The organism is Enterobacter cloacae complex sp. ESBL7 (genome assembly GCF_041679625.1).
Classification (GTDB): Bacteria; Pseudomonadota; Gammaproteobacteria; order Enterobacterales; family Enterobacteriaceae; genus Enterobacter; species Enterobacter asburiae_B.
Map to the genome: position 1 here is coordinate 1,545,060 of NZ_JBGORN010000001.1, position 23,782 is coordinate 1,568,841.

The following is a 23,782-nucleotide window of genomic DNA, read 5'->3' on the forward strand; positions in this document are numbered from 1 at the left end:
TATTTAATGCGTTCTGCTCTTACCGCTTTCAGGCCGTTCCAGGTTGATACGCCGCTGCGAAATGCAGCGACGATCTTCATCCTCACCACTTTATTCTATTTTGTGGGCGCGGAATTACGGCTCGTTGAGGCCCTGTCGCTGTTCTGGCCGCTGAATGGCGTCATGGCAGGGATATTCGCCCGCTATGTTTACCTGAATCGCCTGCATTACTACGCGGTATGTTATGTCGCGATGCTGTTGTACGACGCGGTAACGACCAACTGGGGTATGGCCTCAGTGGTGATTAACCTGTCTAACATGATCTTTATCGTCGTCGTCGCCGTGCTGGTTCAGCGCGACAAGCGGCTGATGAAGAAAACCCCCGATCCGCTTAACGCGCTACGCCTGTTTAACTACTGTCTGATTGCCGCGCTGCTTTGCGCCTTGCTCGGCGCGGTAGGGTCGGTCGGGATTGACAGTCATACCTTCTGGCCGCTGTTTGCCGACTGGTTTAGCGAGCAGTTCTCAACCGGCGTGCTTGTTGTGCCCTGTATGCTCACGTTACGCATGCCCGGGCGTGAGCTCAGGCTACGTCTTGAGCAGCTGCTGCCGGTAATTGCGCTGATCGTCTCGGTGATCGCGTCGGTGGTGATTGGCGGCGCGGGGAGCCTCTCGTTTCCTCTGCCTGCGCTTATCTGGTGCGCGGTGCGTTACTCATTGCCTGCCACCTGTCTGCTGACGTTTATCACGGGGGCCACTGAAATCATTCTGGTCGCCAACTCGATTATTAATATCGCCGTGGCGACGCCGTTTACGACGCCAATGATGTTTTCAGCCCGGCTGGGGATCGCCACGATGGCGATCTGTCCGGTGATGGTATCCGTCAGCATGGCGGCGATTAATTCCCTGATCCGCCAGGTTTCACTGAGGGCGGATTATGACTTTTTAACGCACGTCTACTCGCGTTCCGGGCTTTATGAGGCGTTAAAGCATGAAGAGACGTACCGGCACACGCGTTTTCTGACCGTCATGCTGCTGGATATTGATTATTTCAAAAGCATTAATGATAACTACGGCCACGAGTGCGGAGACCGCGTGCTGGCGTCGTTTGCCCGACAGGTTCAGCAGGTCGTCGGCGAAGACGGCATGGTGGCGCGCATGGGCGGGGAAGAGTTCGCCGTGGTGGTCAATTCAGGCGACGCGCAGCACGGTTTTGAACTGGCTGAACGTATCCGATCCACCGTTGCCGGCCATCCTTTTACATGGCGTCACCAGACGCTCTATCTGACGGTCAGCATTGGCCTCGGGAGCGGAAAGGCTGAGTCCTGGCAGCTGACCGAGGTCTTCAACAAGCTCATGGCCGAAGCGGACGATCATCTCTATCGTTCAAAAAAAGCGGGTCGAAACCGTACCAGCGCCCGGGTGGCGGACGAGCAGATTGCCGCGCCCTCCGGGAGTGAAACATAGCTGCGTTAATCGTCATAAGGCATTGACGTGAATAGTAAGCGGCTTAACAGGATGTCAGAACACTGACAATGTCTCTGTTTAAGCTACGCTTTTAGTAACGCTTTACGTCAGGAGACATTATGAAAGCACCTGCAACCCCTGAAAATGAAACAGACAGACTCAACTCGCTACGAGAATCAGGTCTGCTTGAGATCGACAGTTCCCCGGCGTTTGACCGCTTAACGCGTCTGGCAAAACGCTTCTTCCAGGTGCCGCTGGCGATGGTCAATCTCATTGATGAGCATTCGCTGATCGTGAAGTCGGCCGACGGTCAGGCGCCGGGCAGCGTTCCGCGCAATATCTCATTTTGCGGCCATACGATCCTCACCGAAGCGCCGCTGGTGGTGGGGGATATGCTTCAGGACGATCGCTTTGCGGATAACCCGCTGGTGGCCGGTGAGCCTCGCGTGCGGTTTTACGCGGGCTTCCCGCTGCGCCTGCGCGACGGCTCAAGCGTTGGCTCGCTGTGCCTGATTGATTACGCCCCCCGCGAGTTTTCTGCCGCCGACCTCGCCGTGCTGGGGGACCTTGGCGCGCTGGCGGAAGACGAATTTGCTGCCATCAGCGCGGCGACCACGGATGAATTAACCGGGTTATTCAACCGTCGGGGCTTTAATCAGCTCGTGCGGTTCACGCTTTCCGTTGCCCGGCGTCGCGCTGAGCCGCTCACGCTCGGCTGGCTGGATTTGGATCGCTTTAAGGAAATTAACGATCGCTTCGGGCATGAAGAGGGGGATAAGGCGCTGAAAGCGATGGCGCAGCTGATGCGCGCCTCTTTCCGCGAAGCGGATCTGCTGGTGCGTTTTGGCGGGGACGAGTTTGCCGTGCTGTTCGCCGATACGGATGAGCAGGGCGCCTGGATTGCCATGCAGTATCTTGCCGAGCAGGTAGAAAATTATAACGCCCGCAAGCTACATCCCTGGTCGCTCCATTTCTCGTGGGGGCTCAGTGAATTCGATCATAACGGCAACGACCTGCAGCAGTGGTTAAAAGAGGCCGATGAAAAGATGTATGCCATGAAACAGCAGCGACAGCGCTCCCGGTAACATAACAAAAGCGTATGTCCGATCCGTTTGCGTTAAGAAGATGTTAAATGCACAGTGACGGTATTCAACGTAAGGAAAAACAATGAATACCTCACTGCAAATCAAAAACCTCACCCGAGACGACATTCTCACCTATCTTGATGCGCTGGCCGGGATCCTCGAAAACTGTGTGAACGGCGGGGCATCCGTCAGCTTTATGCTTCCCTTTAGTCTGGATAAGGCTCGTGCGTTCTGGCGCGGCATCGCTGAAAGCGTAGGGCGCAACGAGCGTCTGGTGCTGGCCTGTATCGACCCGCAGGACGGCGTCATCGGGACGGTGCAGCTGATCGTCGACCAGCCGGAAAACCAGCCGCATCGCGCCGATGTGGCGAAGCTGCTGGTTCACGAGAAAGCGCGCCGCAAAGGTGCCGCGATGGCCTTGATGGAAGCGCTTGAAGCGGAGGCCCGGGCCAGAGATATTTCGGTTCTGGTGCTCGATACCTCCACCGGCAGCGGCGCCGAGACGTTCTACCAGCGTGCCGGCTGGCAAAAGGTGGGGGAGATCCCGCGCTATGCCCTGATGCCGGACGGCGCCATGACGGCCACGTCCGTGTTCTATAAGTTCTTATGATTATTTTGTACAACTACGCCATGGATTGATCAAAACAGGGTTTCTGGTCGTTAAGTTTTGATAAGTTATCGTACCAATCTTATCAGGCTGTATGACTAATCATAAAGGAACCCTCTTGTGAACACGCTGAACCGTCGTGATTTTCCCGGAGCTCAATACCCGGAACGCATTATTCAGTTTGGTGAAGGCAACTTCCTGCGTGCGTTTGTCGACTGGCAAATTGACCTGCTAAATGAACATACCGATCTTAACGCCGGTGTGGTTATCGTCCGTCCTATTCAGAGCGACTTCCCGCCGTCGCTGAACACTCAGGATGGTCTCTATACCACTATCATTCGCGGCCTGAACGGGCAGGGTAAAGCGGTGAGTGAGAGCCGTCTTATCCGCTCGGTTAACCGGGAGATCGACGTCTACGGCCAGTATGATGCGTTCCTGAAACTGGCGCACAATCCGGACATGCGCTTTGTTTTCTCGAACACCACCGAAGCGGGTATCAGCTACCACGCGGGTGACAGATTCGACGATGCCCCTGCGGTGAGCTACCCGGCGAAGCTGACGCGACTGCTGTTTGAGCGTTATAGCCACTTCAACGGTGCAGCGGATAAAGGCTGGATCATCATTCCGTGCGAGCTGATTGACTACAATGGTGATGCGCTGCGTGAACTTGTCCTGCGCTATGCCCGGGAGTGGGCGCTGCCTGCCGCCTTTATCCAGTGGCTTAGCGAGGCAAACAGCTTCTGCTCGACGCTGGTTGACCGTATCGTGACCGGTTATCCGCGCGACGAAGCGGCCACGCTGGAGGCTGAGCTGGGTTATCACGATGGTTTCCTGGATACGGCTGAACATTTCTATCTGTTCGTTATCCAGGGGCCGGCATCTCTTGCGCAGGAACTTCGTCTGGATAAGTACCCGTTGAATGTGCTGATTGTCGACGACATCAGGCCGTACAAAGAGCGCAAAGTCGCTATCCTGAACGGCGCGCATACGGCGCTGGTGCCGGTGGCATTCCAGGCTGGGTTAGAGACGGTAGGCGAGGCGATGAATGATGCCGAGATCTGCGCGTTTGTCGAAAAAGCGATTTATCAGGAGATCATTCCGGTCCTCGATCTGCCGCGTGACGAGCTGGAATCTTTCGCCAGCGCGGTAACAGGGCGTTTTCGCAACCCTTACATCAGACACCAGCTGCTTTCCATCGCGCTTAACGGTATGACCAAATACCGCACCCGCATCCTGCCGCAGCTGCTGGCAGGGCAGAACGCAAGCGGACAATTGCCTGCACGTCTGACGTTCGCGCTGGCTGCACTGATAGCGTTTTATCGCGGGGAGCGTAACGGGGAAAACTACCCGGTGCAGGATGATGCATTCTGGCTGGAACGTTATCAGCAGCTGTGGGCACAGCATCGCGACCAGCAGTTGAGCACCCGTGAGCTGGTGCAGTCCGTACTGTGCGTGAGCGAGCACTGGGAACAGGATCTCACGCAGGTCACCGGGCTTGTCGACCAGGTGACCCTGGATCTTGACGCCATTCTCCTGAAGGGAATGCGCGCAGCGGTGAACCCCCTTTGCTAATGACGTTACCCGGCTTCGGCCGGGTTTAATTACATCTTAGTTTAGTTACAACATACTATGTGCTCTTTTTTAAAAACGCATGCAGCACCGTGCGGTTATCGCTAAGCAGGTCATAAAATTCAATGTCCCGTTAACATGCTTGCAACCGTGAGGGAGATCACGTTTAATAGCCACGCTCTTTTCCTTCCTGAAACTCACTATGATTGTTCGTCCTAAACAGCACTGGCTACAACTGATTTTTGTCTGGCACGGTTCGGTACTTCCCAAAATCTACACCCGACTGCTGCTCAACTTCCTGCTTTCAATCGCCGTTATCCTGATGTTGCCGTGGTATACCTCGCTGGGCATCAAATTTACCGTGGCGCCATTTAGCATCCTCGGCGTGGCGATCGCTATCTTTCTGGGTTTCAGAAACAACGCCTGTTAGCAAGCGCGAAGGGTGGTCAAAACTGTACTGGGTCACCCGGGAGAATAACCCGGCGCGAAAACTTTATGACAAATACGGTCAAGCCGACGATTACGTCCGCTATCGCATCACCCTTTAAGGCGACAAGGCCTGGGTTTGTATCACACTGTATCTGCGTCGCTGATACATACACAGGCTTGCAATAAACCCGCTTTCGCACATATCCGCTATACATTGCCGTGTTGTTATATCCCCGTGAACTGTACTCAACCGGAGATACCAACATGTTTAGCAAACTCGCGTACTCAACTCTCGCACTGACCGTTTCTCTTGGCACCGTGATGTCCTGTCAGGCTGAAGTCACCGGCACAAATTTCGCGGCAGCCTTTGATCATCCGCAGCAAATTAACGCCGGCGATCTGAATGTCGGTTATGTCGACATCGGCCCGAAAAACGGCCAGCCGGTTATTTTACTGCACGGCTGGCCGTACGATATTCACAGCTACGCCGACGTCGCGCCCGCGCTGGCGGCAAAAGGCTATCGGGTGATTGTGCCTTCTCTGCGCGGCTACGGCACCACGCGCTTCCTGTCAGCCAAAACGCCGCGCAACGGCCAGCCTTCAGCCATGGCGAAAGATATTGTGAACCTGATGGATGCCCTGAATATTAAGCAGGCGGTATTTGCAGGATATGACTGGGGTGCCCGTACGGCGGATATCGTTGCGGCGCTGTGGCCAGAGCGCGTTAAGTCACTGGTGTCGGTGAGCGGGTATCTCATCAGCAGCCAGCAGATTGGCAAGCAGCCGCTGCCGCCAAAAGCGGAACAGCAGTGGTGGTATCAGTTCTATTTCGCCACCGCGCGCGGTGCTGAGGGCTATGCCAAAAACACGCATGACTTCGCCCGTTTGATCTGGTCTCAGGCGTCGCCTGACTGGAAATTTAGCGATGCTGTCTTCAACGCCAGCGCCAAATCCCTCGATAACCCGGATCACGTCGCGGTGACGCTCAGCAACTATCGCTGGCGTTTAGGGCTGGAAAAAGGCGAGCGCAAATATGACAGCTACGAGCAAAAACTCGCTACGCTGCCGAACATCACCGTTCCAACGATCACCATCGAAGGCGGGAACAACGGCGCGCCGCATCCGGCACCGCAGGCCTACGCGGGTAAATTTACCGGTAAATATGAGCACCGCACCTTCGGGGCAACCGTGGGGCACAATCCGCCTCAGGAAGATCCGCAGGATTTCGTCAAGGCCGTCGTTGACGCGGACAAGCTCTGAAATGTGCTATTTTCAGTACGTTACCCTTCGGTCTGGAGATTTCGGTGGAGCATATTGATCATATCCTTGTCGTCGATGACGACAGGGATATTCGTGAACTGATTGTCGATTATCTCGTTAAGTCTGGCTATCGCGCGACGGGCGCGGCCAACGGCAAAGAGATGCGCGTCGTGCTGGATAAACAGCATATCGACCTGGTGGTGCTGGATGTCATGATGCCCGGCGACGACGGGCTTACGTTATGTCGAGAGTTACGCGTCGGGAAATACAAAGATCTGCCCATTCTGATGCTGACGGCCCGCAACGAGGAGACGGACAGGATCCTGGGTCTGGAGATGGGCGCGGATGACTACGTGGTGAAGCCGTTTGTCGCCCGGGAACTGCTGGCGCGTATCAAAGCGATTTTACGGCGTTTTCGCACGATGCCGCCCAATTTGCAGGTGACAGAAGCCGGGCGGCTGGTGATGTTCGGTGAATGGCAGCTCGATACCGTTGCCCGTCACTTAATCGATCCGGAAGGGGTGATCGTCGCGCTCAGCGGGGGGGAGTATCGCCTGCTGCGCGTTTTCCTTGACCATCCTCAGCGGGTGCTGACCCGCGATCAGCTGCTCAACCTGACGCAGGGGCGAGACGCCGAGCTGTTTGAACGTTCAATCGACCTGCTGGTTAGCCGGGTCCGCCAGCGCCTGAACGAAGATGCCCGCACGCCTGCCTATATCAAGACCGTGCGCAGCGAGGGCTACGTTTTTACCATGCCGGTCACCATCAAAGAGGCTAACGAATGACGCTCTGGCCACGCTCGCTGCTGGCCCGCCTGCTGCTCGTCGTGCTGTCCGGCCTGCTGCTGGCCAACGCCCTGAGCCTGACGCTGGTCATGATTGAACGAATGCACAGCGCCAGAACGGTGATGCTCGGTAATCTGGAAAACGACGTCGCAACCAGCGTCGCCATTTTAGACCGCTTACCGGCCAGCGAACGCGCGGCCTGGCTGCCGAGGCTTGAACGGGGCAACTACCGCTATATTCTGGGGCCAGGAGAGCCCGGCAACGCGCCGACGGATAAGCGTTCGCAGGACGCCATCCGAACCTTAAAAGCGACGCTTGCGTCACAGTACCCGCTCAGCTTCACCGCCGTTCCCGGTGCCGTTTCACACATCCAGGCGCATCTGACGTTACGCGACGGCGCGCCGCTGACCATTGACCTGATCCCACGCATGCCGCCGGTCGCCAGCTGGCTGCCCGTAGTGCTGATCCTGCAGCTGCTGTTGCTGGCTGCGTGCGCCTGGATTGCCGTGCGGCAGGTGGTGCGGCCTTTTTCACAATTTACCCGCGCGGTGGATTCGCTGGATCCGGCGGCCAGCACGCCAATGACGGAGAAAGGGCCGCTGGAGGTGCAGAGTGCAGCGCATGCCTTCAACGCGATGCAGGCGCGCATTCAGTCTTATCTCCGGGAGCGCGCGCAGATCCTGGCGTCCATTTCTCACGATCTTCAGACGCCGATTACCCGCATGAAGCTGCGCGTCGAGATGGCAGGGGAACCTGAGCTTCGCGACAAGCTCCTGAACGATCTCGATAGCATGACGCGTCTTGTTCGCGAGGGTATTGCGTATGCCCGGTCATCAGAATCCCTGGAAGAGACCCCGCTGAAGCTGGAGCTGAACGCCTGGGTCAACAGCATCGCCTGCGATTACCAGGACATCGGTAAAAACGTGCAGCTTCAGGCAAACGATACCCGCTTGCCGATCGTTACGCGTCCGCAGGCGCTTCGTCGGGTGATGACCAACCTGCTGGATAACGCCCTTAAGTTCGGTGGGTATGCCGTTATTGCCATTGATAATTCGTCTTCCGCAGAGGTGGTGATTCACATCACTGACGGCGGACCGGGAATACCCGATGACGAGCTTGAGGCGGTATTACAGCCGTTTTACCGGGTGGAAACATCGCGCAACCGCGATACCGGCGGAACAGGACTCGGACTGGCGATTGCCGCGCAGCTCACCGCTCAGCTGGACGGAAAGCTCAACCTGACGAACCGTGCCGGAGGCGGACTGGATGTTTCCATTACGCTACCGCGCCGTTAATTGTACGGCTTTGTATCTCCCGGCCCGGGTGATACAGAGCCAGACAAAATCTGCGTTTTTACACATATCCTGAACACATCCGCACGATGAAATAGCCTCACTGCAGCGTCGCAGGACTTGTATTGTGAGGTGTCTATGTTTCTGGTAATCGCTTTTCTGGGCGGGATGATAAGCCTGCTCAGTCCATGTACGCTCCCGGTTATTCCACTTCTGTTCGCCGGCTTTCAGGGACAACGACGACATATTCTGGCTCTGCTCGCGGGAATGATCGTGATGTTCACCCTGGTGGCGATGGCCGTCACCGTCGCCAGCGAGTGGATAGCAGAGGCAACCATCGTCGGGCGCTGGATCGCCCTCGTCATTCTGGCCACGTCCGCGCTGGCCTTAATTTTTCCGTCATTCGCCCAGCGTATTGCGGGTCCGGCCGTCAGCGCGGGAAATGTCCTGAACACCCGAAGCGGGCAAACGCGCGGTCTGGCATCGGCTTTTCTGGCCGGGCTCGCGGTGGGGCTGCTCTGGTCTCCCTGCGCCGGTCCCATACTGGGCGCCATTTTCAGCATTAATATCGCGGGCCACTCGGCCATAGCGACGGGCGCGCTGCTGGCGGCCTACGGCAGCGGATGCGCGCTGATGTTAAGCCTGCTCGTTTTCGGCGGGCGCACGCTGATGGCGCCGCTAAGAGCAAAATCGGCGCTGATGGAAAGGCTGCGGCAGGGGGCGGGCGTGGCGATGCTGTCGGCTGTCGTATTCAACGCGACGGGAATGACTTCACTTCTGAAAGGAGCAAACGGCGTTGCGGACCGTCTGGAGACAACACTCCTGACGCTGGCGAAACCCACAGCCGCGCCGGTGAAGCTCCAGCCGGTCGTGATGACAGAGCCCAGCAGCCAGCTGCCTTCATTAAGCGGGGGTACAGGTTGGATTAACGGTGACCCTGTCACGTCTGAATCCCTGCGAGGGAAGGTGGTGTTGATTGATTTCTGGACCTGGGATTGCATTAACTGTCAGCATACGCTCCCGCACGTGCGGGACTGGGCCACGAAGTATCAGCCGCAGGGGCTGGTTGTGATTGGGGTTCACACGCCGGAATATCCCTGGGAAAAACCGCTCGCCTCGGTGAAAAACGCGGTAAATAAATGGCAGCTGCCGTACCGGGTGGTGACGGATAATAACTATCAAATCTGGAACGCTTTCGGGAACCAGTACTGGCCAGCGCATTACTATTTCGATGCCAAAGGCCAGCTACGCTATACCGCCTTTGGCGAAGGAGATTATGCGCAGCAGGAAAAGGTCATTCAGCAGCTGCTGAAAGAAGCCCGGTCATAACCCGTCAGGGCTGGCGTTGCGCCACGATAAATAGCCGCGGAAAAGCGAGCAGTATCTGCCCATTTTCCTGGAGCGGATACTGCTCTTCCAGCAGTTCATGGTAGCGTTTCAGGAAACGTTTCTGCTCGCTCTCGTTCAGTTCCTGGAGCCACGGGCGCAAGCCGGTGGCGCTTACCCAGTCAATAATGGCCTGGTGCGAGCTCATTTTATGGAAATAGGTTGTCCGCCAGATATCCACGTCACAGCCCGCCTCGGACAAGATATCGTAGTAGGCATGCACACCCGGGAGAGGTTCACGGCCGCGGTCAGGGTAGTCTTGCTCCAGCGCCACTTCACGCATCGCTACGTGAGTGGGTTCAAGCCAGTTGTCAGGCATCTGGATCGCTAATACGCCGTTAAGCGTGAGTAAAGAAACGAGATGAGGCAGGAGATCGTAATGGTCAGGAACCCATTGCAGCGAAGCGTTGGCATAAATCAGGCTCAGCGGCTGGCCAGGCTTGTACTGGCGGATATCGGCCTCAACAAAATGGCAGCCTGGCAATGCGGCTCTTGCTTCCTCGAGCATTGCAGGGGAGTTGTCGACCCCGGTAATGTGCGCCGAAGGCCAGCGATGCTTCAACAGCGCGGTGCTGTTTCCCGGCCCGCAGCCTAAATCAGCGATGGTGGATACCTCATCCAGAGGAATTCTGGCGAGCAGTTCAGCGGCAGGACGCGTTCTTTCCGCGCCGTACTGCAGATAAAGAGAGGGATTCCAGTCGGCCATTTTGATTCTCCGTTTAGCATGCTTCTGCAAGAGTAGCACAGCAGTAAGAACAGAGATAATAGGAGAAAAAATAGAAAAAGGAAATATTACCCCTTAAATACTTAAGGGGCAATACTTTAATTGTAATTATTTTATGATTATCGTTTTTTAATATTTTATCGGCTAAGTGCTTCTTACGCTCTGTACCCGAAACTATAAATATTAGATAATCATGAATGGATATATCCCTGGTGTTTCGTAGGTCTTTGACCTCCTGGCCACTGAGTTTCACGAGGACTTAGTGGCCGGGTACTTTTTAAGTATAAGGAATACCATGCACAATGAAAGCTGTCCTAAAAGACAGGGGATAATAGTTTCAGGTGTTATTATCAGGAATAAGAGCAATGAATTCTGTTATTGAGTTTTTTTTGCATGATTACGATGATTTACCGTCAGAATTAGCCCGCGAACTCTTCCGACTCAGGAGAAAAACCTTTCGGGACCGACTCGACTGGAAAGTTGAATGCGTTGAAGATATGGAAAAGGATCAATTTGACAACCCAAACACGACATACTTGTTGGGTATGTATGAGGGAGAGTTGTTATGCGGCGCGCGATTCATTAACTCGACGCATCCGACAATGATAAGCGAAATCTTTCACAATTATTTTGACGAAGCCATTATTTTACCGACAGATGTTCCCTGTTGCGAAATTAGCCGTTTATTTTTAGATAAAGAAACGCGAGACTCCGCAAGTCTGCAGGGCGTGCCCGCCAGTAAGGCATTGTTTCTTGCGATGAATATGTATTGCATAAAGAAAAAATACCATGGAATGTACGCTATAGCCAGTCGCGGTATGTATGCCATATTTCGCCATGCGAACTGGAAAGTTGAAGTTATTCAACGCGGTGTTTCTGAAAAAGGGGAGGTTATTTACTATATTTATATGCCTGCCAGCATCAGCATTATTGAAGACATTATTAGCAAAGACAAATCCAGTCACTGGCTTCGCGAAATGCTGGAGCATTTACGCCACTTATAACCAGTGGCTGAGGCTCAGTCGTCCAGTAAACGTAGTTCTGTTCCAAGCTTTATTGCGTGTCTGGCATTATTCACACCGAGCTTTTTCATTACATTTCCCATATGGAACTTAACGGTGCGTTCAGCAATAGACAAAATAACAGAAATTTCTGCGTAGGTTTTCCCGGCGCTGACCCATTTAAGGATTTGTCGCTCACGTGGCGACAGAAAAACATTCTTTTTCTGTTGATGCTGGCTATACAGATTGAGTGTCTTCTGATGCAGTTGAACAAGGAAGCTTAGAAATTGTGGCCGATATTTTTCTATATCAATACCAGAGTGCTTAGGACTGATGACGGATAAGACGACAAGATTATTCAGATAGTCATGCAGAGGAAAAGTCTGTCCCTGGTAGATATCATACTGGACGCTTTCGTTGAAAATGCGCGTCAGGTTATAACCATCCGACAGAATGACATCACTTTCCCAGAAAAAATCTTCAACACAGCGCAAAGCCCGAATGATAACAGGGTCAATGAACTGATATTTCCTGTCGAGGTAGATATCAAACCACTCGGGGCTGTTATTGATTATCCGCATCTGGGAAGGATCTTTCTTGTTCATAATGGCGTAGGCGAAGACGATCCCTTTGAAATCCTCAAAAAACGCGTCCAGCTCACTCTGAATTAGCGTATTGATCGCTACGTCGTTGTAATATGTATCCTTCACGTGAGTTGCTTGCCTCCTGTTCGAGTGGAGGAGCAAGTATAATATGCTTCGTTATCTGTAGCGAGTCGCATTTTAATCCAGCCAACAGATAAGACAGGCTACCTCAACTGGTAGCCTGATCAATGTGTGGCATTTCTAATGGTAAATGCAGATGACTCGGCGAATTTTTGAAGATTTTGTCAAATCCCGAAATAGTTCACTAAATATAGTAGGCTGCAAAATTTAGGAGGTTTTCCGCTTTACATTTGAGTAATGGACAAGCGTACCGACCCAGATTCAAAATCAGGATTTTAACCAGCAGTCTACATAATGCCTTTAAGAGCAATATGATAAAGCAGCATGATGGTTTTACCGTCGACAATCTTGCCTGTTTCAATGCCGCGTAATGCCTCTTCAAGCGTCATTTCCAGCACGTCGATATCTTCTCCCTCAGCCTTGATCCCGCCGCCTGCGCCGGTTCTGTCTTTCGGCTGATACTCGGCAAGATAAAAATAGAGCTTTTCCGTGACGGAGCCCGGGCTCATATAGGCTTCAAAGATTTTCTGCACGCTCGAAACCTGAAACCCTGTCTCTTCTTCCGCTTCTGCTTTTATGCGGCTTTCGGGATCCATATTGTCCAGCAGTCCCGCCGCGGCTTCGATTAAATCGTCCTCATGGCCGTTGATAAAGACAGGGAAGCGGAACTGGCGCGTCAGGATCACCGTTTTTTTCTCACGGTTGTAGAGAAGAATAGTCGCGCCGTTGCCACGGTCGTAGACCTCCCGTTGCTGTCGTTGCCATTCGCCGTCACGGCGCTGCAGGTCGAAGGTGTACTTTTTAAGGTTGTACCAGTTATCTGACAGGGTTTCACTGTCAATGATGCGCACATCTGCACGTTTTGATTGCACGTTTGTTCCTCCTTACGTAGAGTAATTATCATAAACAGCATTATCGTGCATTTTCAAGATAAAACATGCAATATCAGGAATTCATGATGCTCACCAGTCAGCGAAAACAATTGATCCTCGAAAAGCTCGGCGCCGAAGGCCAGGTCCAGTCAAAAGCGCTCAGCATGCTCTTTGACGTATCTGAAGACACCATCAGGCGTGATTTACGTGAGCTGGCGGCAGAAGGGCGTTTACAGCGCGTTCACGGCGGCGCGCTGCCGTCATCTTCTGCTATTGCTCCCTTTGCTGAACGGCAATCCGTGAAGATGGATGCAAAAAAAAGGGTCGCCCGGAAAGGAGCGCAGCTGATTTCATCAGGGCAGGTGGTGATCGTTGACGGCGGCACGACAACTTCGGAGCTGATTACGTTTTTCCCTCCTGATCTGCGTATCACGGTGGTTACGCACAGTCCGAGCATCGCCCTGGGGCTTGTGGATCATCCGTCCATCGAGGTGATTCTCATCGGCGGTCGCTTGTATAAGCACTCCATTGTTGCGGTCGGCGCTGCGGCCATCGAAGGCATCGAAAATATTCATGCAGATCTGTTTTTTATGGGCGTGACCGGGATCCATCCTGAGGCGGGGCTGACAACCGGCGATTTCGAAGAAGCGTGCATCAAACGTGCATTTTCCGGCAGAGCCGCGGAGACGGTCGTCCTGGCTTCTCCGGAAAAGGTCAACACAGCGTCTTCGTTTGTGATTGGCGATGTGTCATCGGTGAACACCATTATCGTTGAAGACAATACCGATAAGGAGTGGATCCGCGCGGTATCGGAAAAGGGGGTATCCGTCGTGTTGACCTCAGAGAGTGACACTCTCTGATAGCCAGCCTGTGCTCACAGGCTGGCTGGCGGACTGCCTTAAGCCTCAGGAATATTCTCAAGTGCGGTATAAACCTTCAGGCCATATTTGCGGGCGACCTCAATGTCCATATCGGCACCTTTAGACGCACCGGCAATACGATAAATGGCATCACATTTAGCTATGAGCCGGTGAGCAACGGGGTACAGCATCGCTTCACTGATTTCATCACCAACCGCTTTCGATCCTGCGGCTTTTGCCAACGGCAAAGCCATCCATTCGCCAATGACCGGGATGTGACCCCGCTGGTAAACGGCTAGTGCTGCGCTTTCGAGACGCGCCAGATTCTCATCAATGCGTGCCTGAACGCCTTCGGTTCCGCTGCGATAGGGGCCAGCAATTAAAATCAGCTGTTGTGTCATAGGTACCTCTGTCAGTGTTATTGCATGAAGTTGCACGTTTACTGCCGATACCATACGGGATTGTGGCCGCGTTATGAAATACTTTCGTGCATTATCGTGCAAAAAGATGCATTACAGATCATTTAATCGCTTCTGACAGAAGGGCTGAGCTACTGACTTTCCGGCGCATGGCACACTGCCTCGATATTGTGGCCATCGGGCGAGATGACAAACGCGGCATAGTAATTTTCACCGTATGACCTCAACCCCGGCCCGCCGTTATCACGTCCGCCGGCGCGCAGGGCGGCATGGTAAAATTCATCGACCTGCTGGCGCGTGTTGGCCACAAACGCCAGATGCAAAAGGGCAGGTTTTTCATTTGTCTGAAAAAGACAGAGCGAAACATCGCCTGAACTCATTTCGACACCGTAGTCTGGCGTGCCCTCATCGATGAGTTCTACACCAAGCGGCTTAAGCGCATGGAGGAAGAAGGTTTTACTTTTTTCATAATCACTGACGCCGAATTTCACATGATCGAACATGGTTCCTTCCTTTATGAGATGGAGAAATAACCAGTATAGAAGGAGAGTGGGGTGACCATACGAAAGAACGTGTCAATGTGACAGTCATCAATTTATGCAGTCTTTTCCGATGCCGAAGCGGACAAATGGCATATTTAAAACGTCAGGGTTTGAGCTGGAAAAATAGACCAATCCGGTTCTGTTGTCCCGCGGGTTGTATTTTTTCAACATTTCAAGCTCAATGCCGGTGCTCATAAATGTTTTCCCGTTTTTATCAAACAGGAAGAAACACATCTTATTATCTTTGCCCGGCTCAATACTTTTACCCGACGCGTTATCAAGCGTAACCTTGTAGCTAACCATATATTTTGCTTCGCCCGTTGTACTGTCCCATTGGCTTCCCTGAGACTCTTTTTGAGCGAAAATGGTTATCCCGGTGAGCTTGTCGTCATGGATCTCTTTCTTACCGGCCTGAGCCGTCCCGGCGGCGGACAGCGCTAACGCAAGACAAATTCCTTTAGTCATGAGACTTCGCATTTTTCTTCCTCTTCATTTTTTACATTGATTCACTTAGCTATAAAGCCGAACGTTTCCGACCAACGAACGTCCAGCGCAGGTAGTCGTAAAGCCAGTTAAACAGCATCGTATAGGGCAGGAAAAACAGCACCAGGCCAATCTCAACAAAAAATGCCTCCGTCACGGTCAGGTTCAGCATAACCATTGCCACAGGGATTAAGCAGATGATAAGTCCCGTTTCAAAACCAACAGCATGGATTGCGCGAACGAGAAATGTGCGTTGAAACTGATGTTTTTTCTGCAGTGAATCAAAGAGCTTATTAAAAATAAAATTCCAGACCGTTGCGGTAAGTGCAGATATCACGGACAACGAGCCTGACTGAAGTACCGACACGTTCATCAGCCAGGCGAGTGACAGCGCGATGATAACGTTGGCCGTCACTTCAAAAATGACAGCGTGGAAAACTCTCTCTTTAACACTCTTATTTAATTCAATTTCCATTTGCTTACGGCAGCGTTTTTCAAAAGCTGAAGTATATCAGATGTCTTTCAACCTTTTCTAAACGTGCAGGTTATGTTAAATACAACCCAGGCCCGCTAGTGTATAACGCACGGCCTCGGTAAGAGGGGTCTGCGGTTCATGACCTAAAAAGGCGATCAGTTTTGAATTATCCATCTCTATTGTCTGCTCCCAGAGATAGCGCATCTCCCGCATTTCACTCAGCGTGGTGTTAAACGGACTCATTGCAGAGACCAGCCACCATGGAAATGACTTCACCTTTGCCTTAATACCGGCATGCTCCGCGACGTGCTTTATGGCTGTGGTCATCGCTGTCCCATCAGGATCCCAATGACCACGCATATGGAAACTGGCAAACGGCTCGAGCTCATCCCGACGCGCCAGCAGTGCTGCGAGCGTTTCGGCGACATCCGGCAGATAGGCCCACTGATGGCCTGCGCCGGTTTGCCCGGGATTTTTAATGACCTTCGGTGGATGCCCCGGTTTGACTAATCCCTGTGAAAACCAGTTGTTGCCAGCATGGGGACCAAAAAAGTCGCCAGCCCGCAAAATCAACACCTTTCCGCCACGCTGTGCATAGGCTGCGAGCGCCTTTTCCATTTGCACGCGTATGGCTCCTTTTCGGGTAACCGGATCCTGAAGGGAATCCTCACGTAAGAGGGGGAAAGCATCCGGGCCGTAGTTATAAATCGTCCCCGGCAGAACGATTAATGCACCGTTTTGCTCCGCTGCGTTGATAGTGTTATGCAGCATAGGCAAAACCAGCTGTTCCCAGTTTCGATACCCCGGCGGGTTAACGGCATGGACAATCACGCTGCATTTTGACGCCGCTGCCTGAACCTGTTCGGCATTCTGCGCATCGCCGCTTATCCAGGTCATGCTTTCGTTGCGATCGTCATGTTGAGGAGCGCTGCGGCGCAATGCCCGAACATCCCATTCATCACGGATCAATTTACGGGCAATTTCGCCACCGATTCCACCCGTTGCGCCCAGTATCAGTACCTTATTTGTGCTTTTCATCGTCTAACCCTTATTGGATATCTGCTTGACATCTTAATGAGCACACGGGCTAAATGTAATTGCATAATATAAGCCATCAGGTATGCATATTTGTATGAAGCTAAATATCCCGTGGGAATGGTATCGCTCCTTTTTGGCCGTGATGAAGGAAGGGTCTCTGTCAGGGGCCGCACGCAGGCTTGCCATTACCCAGCCAACCGCCGGACGCCACATTGCGGCACTGGAATCAGCCCTGGGGCTTGTTTTATTTACTCGTTCGCAGACGGGATTACAGGCCACGGATGCAGCCGTTGAGCTGAGGGGTCATGCGCAGGCAATGGAAAATACGGCCATGATGATTGAGCGGTCGGCTGCCAGTTTCAGCTCCGGTGCAACCGGGTTGCGGGGCGTGGTGCGCGTCGCCGCCAGTGAAATCATCGGAACGGAGGTTCTGCCTCCCGTGATTGCACAGATAAAGGATGCATATCCGCAAATAACTGTTGAACTGGTTCTGTCTAATCGAGTTCAGGATTTACTGAATCGGGAGGCGGATATTGCCGTACGCATGGCCACGCCGGTGCAGGAGCAACTGATTGCCCGTCGGATTGGCAGGGTTGAAATAGGTCTGCATGCCGCGCCAGCCTATCTGTCACGACGTGGTGCTCCGGAAAGTATTGATGAATTATTCACCCATACGCTTGTCGGTTTCGATAATTTGACACCCTTTATTTTACAGGCACTTAAACAATACCCACAGCTAAACCGCGATCTGTTTACCGTACGGACCGACAGTGATATTGCCCAATTAAGCCTTATACGCGCAGGGGCCGGTATCGGTATGTGTCAGGTTCAACTGGCAGATTTTTCTCCGCCGTTGCAGAGGATAATGCCTGATTTCTTTGCGTTTTATCTGGACACATGGCTGGTGATGCATGAGGATCTACGCCACAGTCAGGCCTGCAAAACGGTGTTTGATTTTCTTGCTGAGGGTTTACTGGCTTATATCAACAGGGCAAAACGGTAAGCCATGCACTGTGAGACGATCAGCGTGACGATAGCAGCCCGTGAGAAGACACTATCAGAGGTCATCAGCATCCAGGCCCAACGTGCCCATAAGAAGCCAGATTTCTTCTGATTCCATATTGGTGCGCATAATGTATATTATGTTAAATGCGATATGGACATCAGAGAATAAGCCATAAACCGTTCAGTCAAAACCCTCATAGTTGCCTTCCCTCTCACACCAATGCAGTGACCCAAAGGTCACTGCATTGGTTACTGAGGAAGTTATCTTTTATTCAGATATTTATTGAAGAATGCCGTGATGTTATCGAACGGGATCTTATCCATACGATCATATAAATCGACATGCGTGGCATCTTTAACAACCAGAAGCTCTTTTGGCTGATTTGCCGCTTCATAAGCCGTTCTGAAGAAGTAAAGCGAGTTACCGCCTGGTTCCAAAGCCTGAGCCGTGCTGAGCGTAAGCGCATCACGGAAGAGATCATTAAAGCGCAGAATCCAGGTATTTCCAGCGCCGGCGTGAAGGCAGCGATCCGCGCAGGCGTCTACCCGAAACGTTTCCCCAGTGAATCATTACAAAAATCACTGCAACGTGAGCTGATGAGTGCCGTGAACAACGCATCGGCCTTTGTGGGCAGTTCACTCACGGGGACGATCCGCAATCCTCAAAACACCGTCCAGTCCGGGCGCTATGCAGTCGGTCTGTTGCAGTCATTTTCGCCTAACTAAACGCTGAGTATTCAAATGGTTAAAGTTTTTCTCCGCCGCCTGCAACACTGTAACGAGGTGGCTACCAGCATAAGCAATGCCTCCCCGACACAGCTGCAACAGCTAAAGACTGAGTTGGCTGACGAAATGGGCAAACCTGTAGGTCTACACACCATGGGTATTCCAGCGGCGATCAGTACCCTCGGGGTGATTGTCAGTTTCGCTATTCCTCAGCTGTGGCTGGGGTATGGCGTACTCGCCGGACTCGACCAGCCAGCGGAACACGTATTCGTCTGGGTTGTCCTGATCGCCCTTCTATTCGCTGGCCTTAACGGCGTGACGATGTTTATGATTGGCAAAGGCAGCATGCGCGCCGTGAGGTTATACCTTACGCTGGCGGTGATAAGCCTGGTATTAACAGCAGCCTATATGCTGGTCGCGCTGAGCGGTAGCGCAGCTCCGGGCGTCAGTCTGACCGCGGCGCTAGTGAGTATCGGCATGCTACTGCTTAGCGGCAGCTGTATCCTTTCCACCGCCTTCTATAAGATGCTGCTGTTTACTCTGCATATCGTGCCTGGTGCAAGCTTCTCAGCCAGACGCGTGCTAAAACAGCGCGCTAAGCGTTCATCCCGTAAAAAACCCGCCATCGCTGGCGGGTTTTTTTAGGATTTTTTATGCCTGCGCAGCCAGATTAACTTGTACGCCGCAGGAATAATAAACAGCGATAACAGCGGTGCAGTGATCATCCCGCCAATCATCGGTGCCGCTATCCGGCTCATGACCTCTGACCCTGCCCCCGTTCCCCAAAGAATGGGCAGCAGACCGGCAATGATCACCGCGACAGTCATGGCCTTTGGCCGCACGCGCAGCACGGCGCCATGGTAAAGGGCGTCATCAAGCCCCTGTTCGGTGAACGTGTCCCGATGGGACAACGCCGGCTGAGCCTCAACGGCATGACGCAAATACATCAGCATGACTACCCCAAATTCTGCCGCCACCCCGGCCAGAGCGATAAAGCCGGTGCCGGTTGCCACAGACATGTGAAAGCCCTGCCAGTAGAGGAACCATATTCCCCCGACCAGGGCGAACGGCAGGCTCATCAGGATCAGCAGCGCTTCATCCACGCGGCGGAACGCCAGATACAGCAGAATGAAGATGATCATCACCGTCATCGGCACCATCAGCTTCAGTTTCTTGTTGGCGTGTTCGAGCAGCTCAAACTGCCCGGAGAATGACACGCTGGTACCCGGCCTCAGCTTTACGTTCTGACTGATGGCCGTCTTAATGTCGTTCACCACCGACACCATATCCCTGCCGCGGGCATCAATATAAATCCAGCTCGCAGGGCGGGCATTCTCCGTTTTCAGCATCGTGGGGCCGGAAACCACGTTGATATCCGCCACATCGCCCAGCGTGATCTGCTGTTTCATCGGCGTCAGGATCGGCATTTGCTTTAACGCGTTCGGGCTGTTCCGGTAGTCCTGGGGATAGCGGATATTAATCGGGTACCGGGCGACGCCTTCCACCGTTTCTCCCACCGTCGCCCCGCCGATGGCTGATGAGACGAACAGCTGCACATCGCCCACCGTCATCCCGTAGCGCGAGGCTTTTTCCCGGTTGATATCGACATCAATGTAGCGCCCGCCCTCCAGACGTTCAGCCAGGGCTGACACCACACCCGGCACCGTTTTGGCTACCGCCTCGATGCTCTGCGCCGTGGCGTCGATATCCGACAGAACGGTACCCGACACCTTGATGCCGATGGGGCTTTTGATCCCGGTCGAAAGCATATCGATGCGGTTACGAATAGGCGGAACCCAGAGGTTCGCCAGGCCGGGCAAACGAACGGTCTTGTCGAGCTCGTCAACGATCTTGTCAATCGTCATGCCGGGACGCCACTGATCCTCAGGTTTGAGCTGGATGGTGGTTTCCACCATTTCGAGCGGCGCGGAATCCGTTGCGGTCTCAGCCTTACCCGTCTTACCAAAAACGGAGGCCACTTCTGGCACGGTTTTGATTAACTTGTCCGTGGTCTGCAACAGTGCGGCCGCTTCTGCCGGAGAAACGCCCGGCAACGTTGACGGCATATACAGCAGATCGCCTTCGTTGATCTTCGGTAAAAACTCGCCGCCCACCTGGCTGAGAGGCCAGATCACCGTGAAGATGGACAAGGCCGCAACCAGCAGGGTTGTTTTTGGCCAGTGGAGCACCTTAATCAGTAGCGGATGGTAGGCTTTAATCAGAAGCCTGTTCAATGGGTTACTGGTCTCGGCGGGAATCTTACCCCGGATCCAGAATCCCATCAGGATGGGGATAACGATGATGGCCAGCGCGGCCGCACCCGCCATGGAGTACGTTTTGGTGAAGGCCAGCGGACCAAACAGCCGCCCTTCCTGCCCCTCAAGAGTAAAGATGGGAATGAAGGATAAGGTGATAATCAGCAGACTGATAAACAGCGCGGGGCCAACCTCGACAGAGGCGTTGGTGATCACCTTCCAGCGGGTGGCGTTATCAATCTGTTCTCCCGGATGCTGGTGATCCCACTCTTCGAGCCGTTTGTGCGCGTTTTCAATCATGACGATGGCGGCATCCACCATCGCCCCGACCGCAATGGCAATGCCGCCCAGCGACATAATGTTGGCGTTCAGCCCCTGGAAATGCATGACGATAAAGGCAATACACAGGCCAAGCGGCAGAGAGATAATCGCGACCAGCGCAGAGCGAACGTGCCACAGGAACAGGGCGCAAACAATCGCCACCACGATAAACTCTTCGAGCAGTTTGGAACTCAGGTTGTCGATTGCCCGATCGATGAGCTGGCTGCGATCGTAGGTGGTCACAATCTCAACGCCTTCCGGCAGGCTGGCCTTCAGCGTCTCCAGCTTATCTTTCACCGCCGTGATGACTTCACGCGCATTTTTACCCGAACGCAGGATCACCACGCCACCCGCAACTTCCCCCTGCCCGTTTAATTCGGCAATACCGCGGCGCATTTCCGGCCCCGTTTGTACGCGGGCGACATCGCGAAGATAAATCGGTACCCCGTTCTCTCCGGCTTTCAGGACAATGTTATTGAAATCATCCATCGTCTGCAGATAGCCGCTGGCCCGGACCATATACTCCGCTTCCGCCATTTCAACTGACGATCCCCCCGCCTCCTGGTTAGACGACTCAAGGGCCTGCTTAACCTCCGGCAGGCTAATGCCGTACTGAGCCAGCTTTAACGGATTGACCTGGATCTGATACTGCTTTACCACGCCGCCGACGGAGGCCACTTCAGCCACGTTCGGGATGGTTTTCAATTCAAATTTCAGGAACCAGTCCTGCAGCGAGCGCAACTCTGCGAGATCGTGTTTTCCGCTGCGATCCACCAGCGCATACTCAAATATCCAGCCCACGCCCGTGGCATCAGGACCAATTTCAGAGCTCACGCCGGCAGGCAGCTTGCCCTGAACCTGGTTCAGATACTCCAGCACGCGCGAACGGGCCCAGTACAAATCGGTGCCGTCTTCAAAAATGACGTACACGTACGAATCGCCAAACTGCGAAAAACCGCGCACGGTCTTTGCGCCGGGAACCGACAGCATGGTGGTAGTCAGTGGATAGGTGACCTGGTTTTCAACAATCTGCGGGGCCTGGCCGGGGTAGCTGGTTTTGATAATCACCTGCACGTCAGAGAGGTCGGGCAAGGCATCGACTGGCGTGTTAATAATCGTCCATGTGCCCCAGACGCTGAGGAACAGCGCCCCCATCATGACCAGGAAACGGTTGGCGACCGACCGCCGGATAATCCATTCAATCATCATCGTCTCCTTCATGGCCAGAATGCGCGTCGTCAGCGGCTTCAGCGTGACGCATGCGCTCCAGCGCGCCGGAAATATTGGCCTCCGAGTCAATCAGGAACAGACCGCTGACCACTACCGACTCCCCTTCTTCCAGTCCGCTACCAATGCCGGACTGCTGCTGAGATTCATGCAGAACGTGGATCCTTTTCGGTACAAAATTCCCGTCCGCATCGACGGTAATCACGCGCTGTTCTTTACCGGTATCGATAACGGCCTGGGAAGGGATCAGCAGCATTTCCTGGCTTTGAGTATTCAGCTTCAGGTACGCGTTCATGCCCGGTTTCAGTAGCTCATCCCTGTTAGATACCTGCAGGCGCACCTGCAGCGTACGGGTGGTTTGATCCGCGCTCGGCAGAAGACTCCATTTTTCAACCGGGAAGGATTTATCCGGATAAGCCGGTATCGAAACCGCAAACTGCGAGGTCTCTTTCAGCAGATAAGCAATGGATTCAGGCACTGCCGCGCCGATCCAGACCGGATCCATCCCCTGAATTTGCGCTACCACCTTATCTTTGGAAATATTCATGCCGGTACGCAGATCAAAGGCCGTGATCGCTCCGTCGATCGGCGCCCTGATGGTAAACCGGGTCTGAATAGTGCGGGTCGCACGCAGCCTCTGAATATCCTCATCCGGCATACCCGCCAGCCGAAGCCGTTCCAGAACCCCTTTGATTTGCGTCGGCGTTCCGCCGGTGCCGGATAACAGCAGAAACTCGCTCTGCGCCTCTACCCAGTCAGGAATGGTTATATCAACGAGCGGCGTGCCTTTCTTCACCTTATCGCCCGTCGTCAGCGGGTACACTTTTTCCACAAAGCCTTCCGCGCGCGCCTGCACAATGACAAACTGATAGTCGTTATAGCTGACGTTGGCCGGGATCGTCTGGGCATAATTCAGCGTTCCGCGCGTCACCTTTTGCGTTTTTAATCCCAGGTTCTGAACCTGCGTCGGGTCAATACGGATACCGGCACTGCTTTTATTCTCATTTTCATCCGCATATTTCGGTACCAGATCCATATCCATAAACGGCGATTTACCGGGCTTATCGAATTTCACGTCTGGCTTCATCGGGTCATACCAGAAAAGCACCTTTTTTTCTGGTGCGCTATTTTCCGTTTTTTCAGATGTATGAAGAGCCTGCCAGGCCGTCACCGATATCAGCCCTCCCGCGATAAGGCTGCTGGCTATCACGGCAACATATTTTATTTTTACTGAGGCCATGCCGCGTCTC

Annotated in this window: 22 protein-coding genes and 4 pseudogenes; 15 read left to right on the forward strand and 11 right to left on the reverse strand. The window is 53.6% G+C overall.

Annotated elements, in window-relative coordinates; translation table 11 throughout:
* Positions 1 to 6 precede the first annotated feature (6 nt).
* From ACERY3_RS07635 to ACERY3_RS07680, 10 genes and pseudogenes are all read left to right on the forward strand, one after another.
* On the forward strand, positions 7 to 1,446 hold the full coding sequence (locus ACERY3_RS07635) for a GGDEF domain-containing protein (RefSeq protein WP_045888374.1): 1,440 nt from the start codon (positions 7 to 9) through the stop codon (positions 1,444 to 1,446).
* A 119-nt stretch (positions 1,447 to 1,565) separates the two neighbouring features.
* The gene (locus tag ACERY3_RS07640; protein ID WP_373225387.1) at positions 1,566 to 2,531 is read left to right on the forward strand and encodes a sensor domain-containing diguanylate cyclase; all 966 of its coding nucleotides are present in this window, start codon (positions 1,566 to 1,568) and stop codon (positions 2,529 to 2,531) included.
* A gap of 82 nt (positions 2,532 to 2,613) precedes the next feature.
* Positions 2,614 to 3,141, forward strand: a complete 528-nt coding sequence (locus ACERY3_RS07645; protein WP_373225388.1) for an N-acetyltransferase family protein — start codon at positions 2,614 to 2,616, stop codon at positions 3,139 to 3,141.
* A 117-nt stretch (positions 3,142 to 3,258) separates the two neighbouring features.
* On the forward strand, positions 3,259 to 4,710 hold the full coding sequence (locus tag ACERY3_RS07650) for a tagaturonate reductase (protein WP_373225389.1): 1,452 nt from the start codon (positions 3,259 to 3,261) through the stop codon (positions 4,708 to 4,710).
* 199 nt (positions 4,711 to 4,909) lie between these two features.
* Positions 4,910 to 5,131 (forward strand): annotated as a pseudogene (locus ACERY3_RS07655) (bestrophin family ion channel); the annotation flags it as partial.
* 7 nt (positions 5,132 to 5,138) lie between these two features.
* Positions 5,139 to 5,255: pseudogene (locus tag ACERY3_RS07660) on the forward strand (GNAT family N-acetyltransferase); the annotation flags it as partial.
* Between the two features lie 145 nt (positions 5,256 to 5,400).
* Positions 5,401 to 6,396: an alpha/beta fold hydrolase gene (locus ACERY3_RS07665; protein ID WP_039262462.1), complete on the forward strand. Its 996-nt coding sequence runs from the start codon at positions 5,401 to 5,403 to the stop codon at positions 6,394 to 6,396.
* A gap of 44 nt (positions 6,397 to 6,440) precedes the next feature.
* The gene (locus tag ACERY3_RS07670; RefSeq protein WP_373225390.1) at positions 6,441 to 7,181 is read left to right on the forward strand and encodes a response regulator; all 741 of its coding nucleotides are present in this window, start codon (positions 6,441 to 6,443) and stop codon (positions 7,179 to 7,181) included.
* Positions 7,178 to 8,476: an ATP-binding protein gene (locus ACERY3_RS07675; RefSeq protein ID WP_373225391.1), complete on the forward strand. Its 1,299-nt coding sequence runs from the start codon at positions 7,178 to 7,180 to the stop codon at positions 8,474 to 8,476. Before ACERY3_RS07670 ends, ACERY3_RS07675 begins: the two co-directional genes overlap by 4 nt.
* Before the next feature lie 135 nt (positions 8,477 to 8,611).
* Positions 8,612 to 9,802, forward strand: a complete 1,191-nt coding sequence (locus ACERY3_RS07680; RefSeq protein ID WP_373225392.1) for a cytochrome c biogenesis protein/redoxin — start codon at positions 8,612 to 8,614, stop codon at positions 9,800 to 9,802.
* A 4-nt stretch (positions 9,803 to 9,806) separates the two neighbouring features.
* Here the strand turns inward: ACERY3_RS07680 and tam are convergent, their stop codons facing one another.
* Positions 9,807 to 10,565: a trans-aconitate 2-methyltransferase gene (gene tam / locus ACERY3_RS07685; protein ID WP_126787353.1), complete on the reverse strand. Its 759-nt coding sequence runs from the start codon at positions 10,563 to 10,565 to the stop codon at positions 9,807 to 9,809.
* Positions 10,566 to 10,948: 383 nt separating this feature from the next.
* Here tam and ACERY3_RS07690 point away from each other — a divergent pair, with 383 nt between their 5' ends.
* Positions 10,949 to 11,587 (forward strand): acyl-homoserine-lactone synthase, encoded by a 639-nt coding sequence (locus tag ACERY3_RS07690; RefSeq protein WP_373225393.1) that lies wholly within the window; start codon positions 10,949 to 10,951, stop codon positions 11,585 to 11,587.
* A gap of 14 nt (positions 11,588 to 11,601) precedes the next feature.
* Here ACERY3_RS07690 and ACERY3_RS07695 read toward each other — a convergent pair whose 3' ends face one another.
* Together ACERY3_RS07695 and ACERY3_RS07700 are read right to left on the reverse strand one after the other, a co-directional pair.
* Positions 11,602 to 12,294, reverse strand: coding sequence for a LuxR family transcriptional regulator (locus ACERY3_RS07695; RefSeq protein WP_033145558.1), 693 nt, complete (start codon positions 12,292 to 12,294; stop codon positions 11,602 to 11,604).
* Between the two features lie 302 nt (positions 12,295 to 12,596).
* On the reverse strand, positions 12,597 to 13,181 hold the full coding sequence (locus ACERY3_RS07700) for an NUDIX domain-containing protein (protein ID WP_033145559.1): 585 nt from the start codon (positions 13,179 to 13,181) through the stop codon (positions 12,597 to 12,599).
* Positions 13,182 to 13,267: 86 nt separating this feature from the next.
* Between ACERY3_RS07700 and ACERY3_RS07705 the strand changes: the two genes are divergently transcribed.
* The gene (locus ACERY3_RS07705) at positions 13,268 to 14,041 is read left to right on the forward strand and encodes a DeoR/GlpR family DNA-binding transcription regulator (RefSeq protein ID WP_373225557.1); all 774 of its coding nucleotides are present in this window, start codon (positions 13,268 to 13,270) and stop codon (positions 14,039 to 14,041) included.
* Between the two features lie 38 nt (positions 14,042 to 14,079).
* On the opposite strand, the gene ACERY3_RS07710 is transcribed toward ACERY3_RS07705, so the two are convergent.
* The 5 genes from ACERY3_RS07710 to ACERY3_RS07730 all read right to left on the reverse strand — a co-directional run bounded on the left by ACERY3_RS07710 (position 14,080) and on the right by ACERY3_RS07730 (position 16,998).
* Positions 14,080 to 14,442 (reverse strand): DUF4406 domain-containing protein, encoded by a 363-nt coding sequence (locus ACERY3_RS07710; RefSeq protein WP_048981347.1) that lies wholly within the window; start codon positions 14,440 to 14,442, stop codon positions 14,080 to 14,082.
* A 149-nt stretch (positions 14,443 to 14,591) separates the two neighbouring features.
* Entirely contained in the window at positions 14,592 to 14,963 is a 372-nt protein-coding gene (locus ACERY3_RS07715; RefSeq protein WP_048981346.1) for a VOC family protein, read from the reverse strand.
* An 87-nt stretch (positions 14,964 to 15,050) separates the two neighbouring features.
* Positions 15,051 to 15,479: a DUF4354 family protein gene (locus tag ACERY3_RS07720; RefSeq protein ID WP_058840582.1), complete on the reverse strand. Its 429-nt coding sequence runs from the start codon at positions 15,477 to 15,479 to the stop codon at positions 15,051 to 15,053.
* Positions 15,480 to 15,516: 37 nt separating this feature from the next.
* The gene (locus ACERY3_RS07725) at positions 15,517 to 15,960 is read right to left on the reverse strand and encodes a PACE efflux transporter (protein WP_373225394.1); all 444 of its coding nucleotides are present in this window, start codon (positions 15,958 to 15,960) and stop codon (positions 15,517 to 15,519) included.
* Positions 15,961 to 16,035: 75 nt separating this feature from the next.
* A complete protein-coding gene (locus ACERY3_RS07730; RefSeq protein ID WP_058840581.1) occupies positions 16,036 to 16,998 on the reverse strand; it encodes an NAD-dependent epimerase/dehydratase family protein in 963 nt (320 codons plus the stop codon).
* 94 nt (positions 16,999 to 17,092) lie between these two features.
* On the opposite strand from ACERY3_RS07730, the gene ACERY3_RS07735 reads away from it, so the two are divergent.
* Complete coding sequence (locus tag ACERY3_RS07735) at positions 17,093 to 18,001, forward strand: LysR family transcriptional regulator (protein ID WP_058840580.1); 909 nt, start codon at positions 17,093 to 17,095, stop codon at positions 17,999 to 18,001.
* A 263-nt stretch (positions 18,002 to 18,264) separates the two neighbouring features.
* Here ACERY3_RS07735 and ACERY3_RS07740 read toward each other — a convergent pair.
* Positions 18,265 to 18,426 (reverse strand): annotated as a pseudogene (locus tag ACERY3_RS07740) (alpha/beta hydrolase); the annotation flags it as partial.
* A gap of 6 nt (positions 18,427 to 18,432) precedes the next feature.
* On the opposite strand from ACERY3_RS07740, the pseudogene ACERY3_RS07745 reads away from it, so the two are divergent.
* Together ACERY3_RS07745 and ACERY3_RS07750 are read left to right on the forward strand one after the other, a co-directional pair.
* Positions 18,433 to 18,729, forward strand: a pseudogene (locus ACERY3_RS07745) (hypothetical protein); the annotation flags it as partial.
* A 15-nt stretch (positions 18,730 to 18,744) separates the two neighbouring features.
* A complete protein-coding gene (locus tag ACERY3_RS07750) occupies positions 18,745 to 19,374 on the forward strand; it encodes a hypothetical protein (RefSeq protein WP_373225395.1) in 630 nt (209 codons plus the stop codon).
* Here ACERY3_RS07750 and silA read toward each other — a convergent pair.
* Positions 19,371 to 22,511, reverse strand: a complete 3,141-nt coding sequence (gene silA, locus ACERY3_RS07755) for a Cu(+)/Ag(+) efflux RND transporter permease subunit SilA (RefSeq protein WP_373225558.1) — start codon at positions 22,509 to 22,511, stop codon at positions 19,371 to 19,373. The genes ACERY3_RS07750 and silA overlap by 4 nt on opposite strands.
* Positions 22,504 to 23,772: an efflux RND transporter periplasmic adaptor subunit gene (locus tag ACERY3_RS07760; protein ID WP_373225396.1), complete on the reverse strand. Its 1,269-nt coding sequence runs from the start codon at positions 23,770 to 23,772 to the stop codon at positions 22,504 to 22,506. Before ACERY3_RS07760 ends, silA begins: the two co-directional genes overlap by 8 nt.
* Between the last annotated feature and the right edge of the window lie 10 nt (positions 23,773 to 23,782).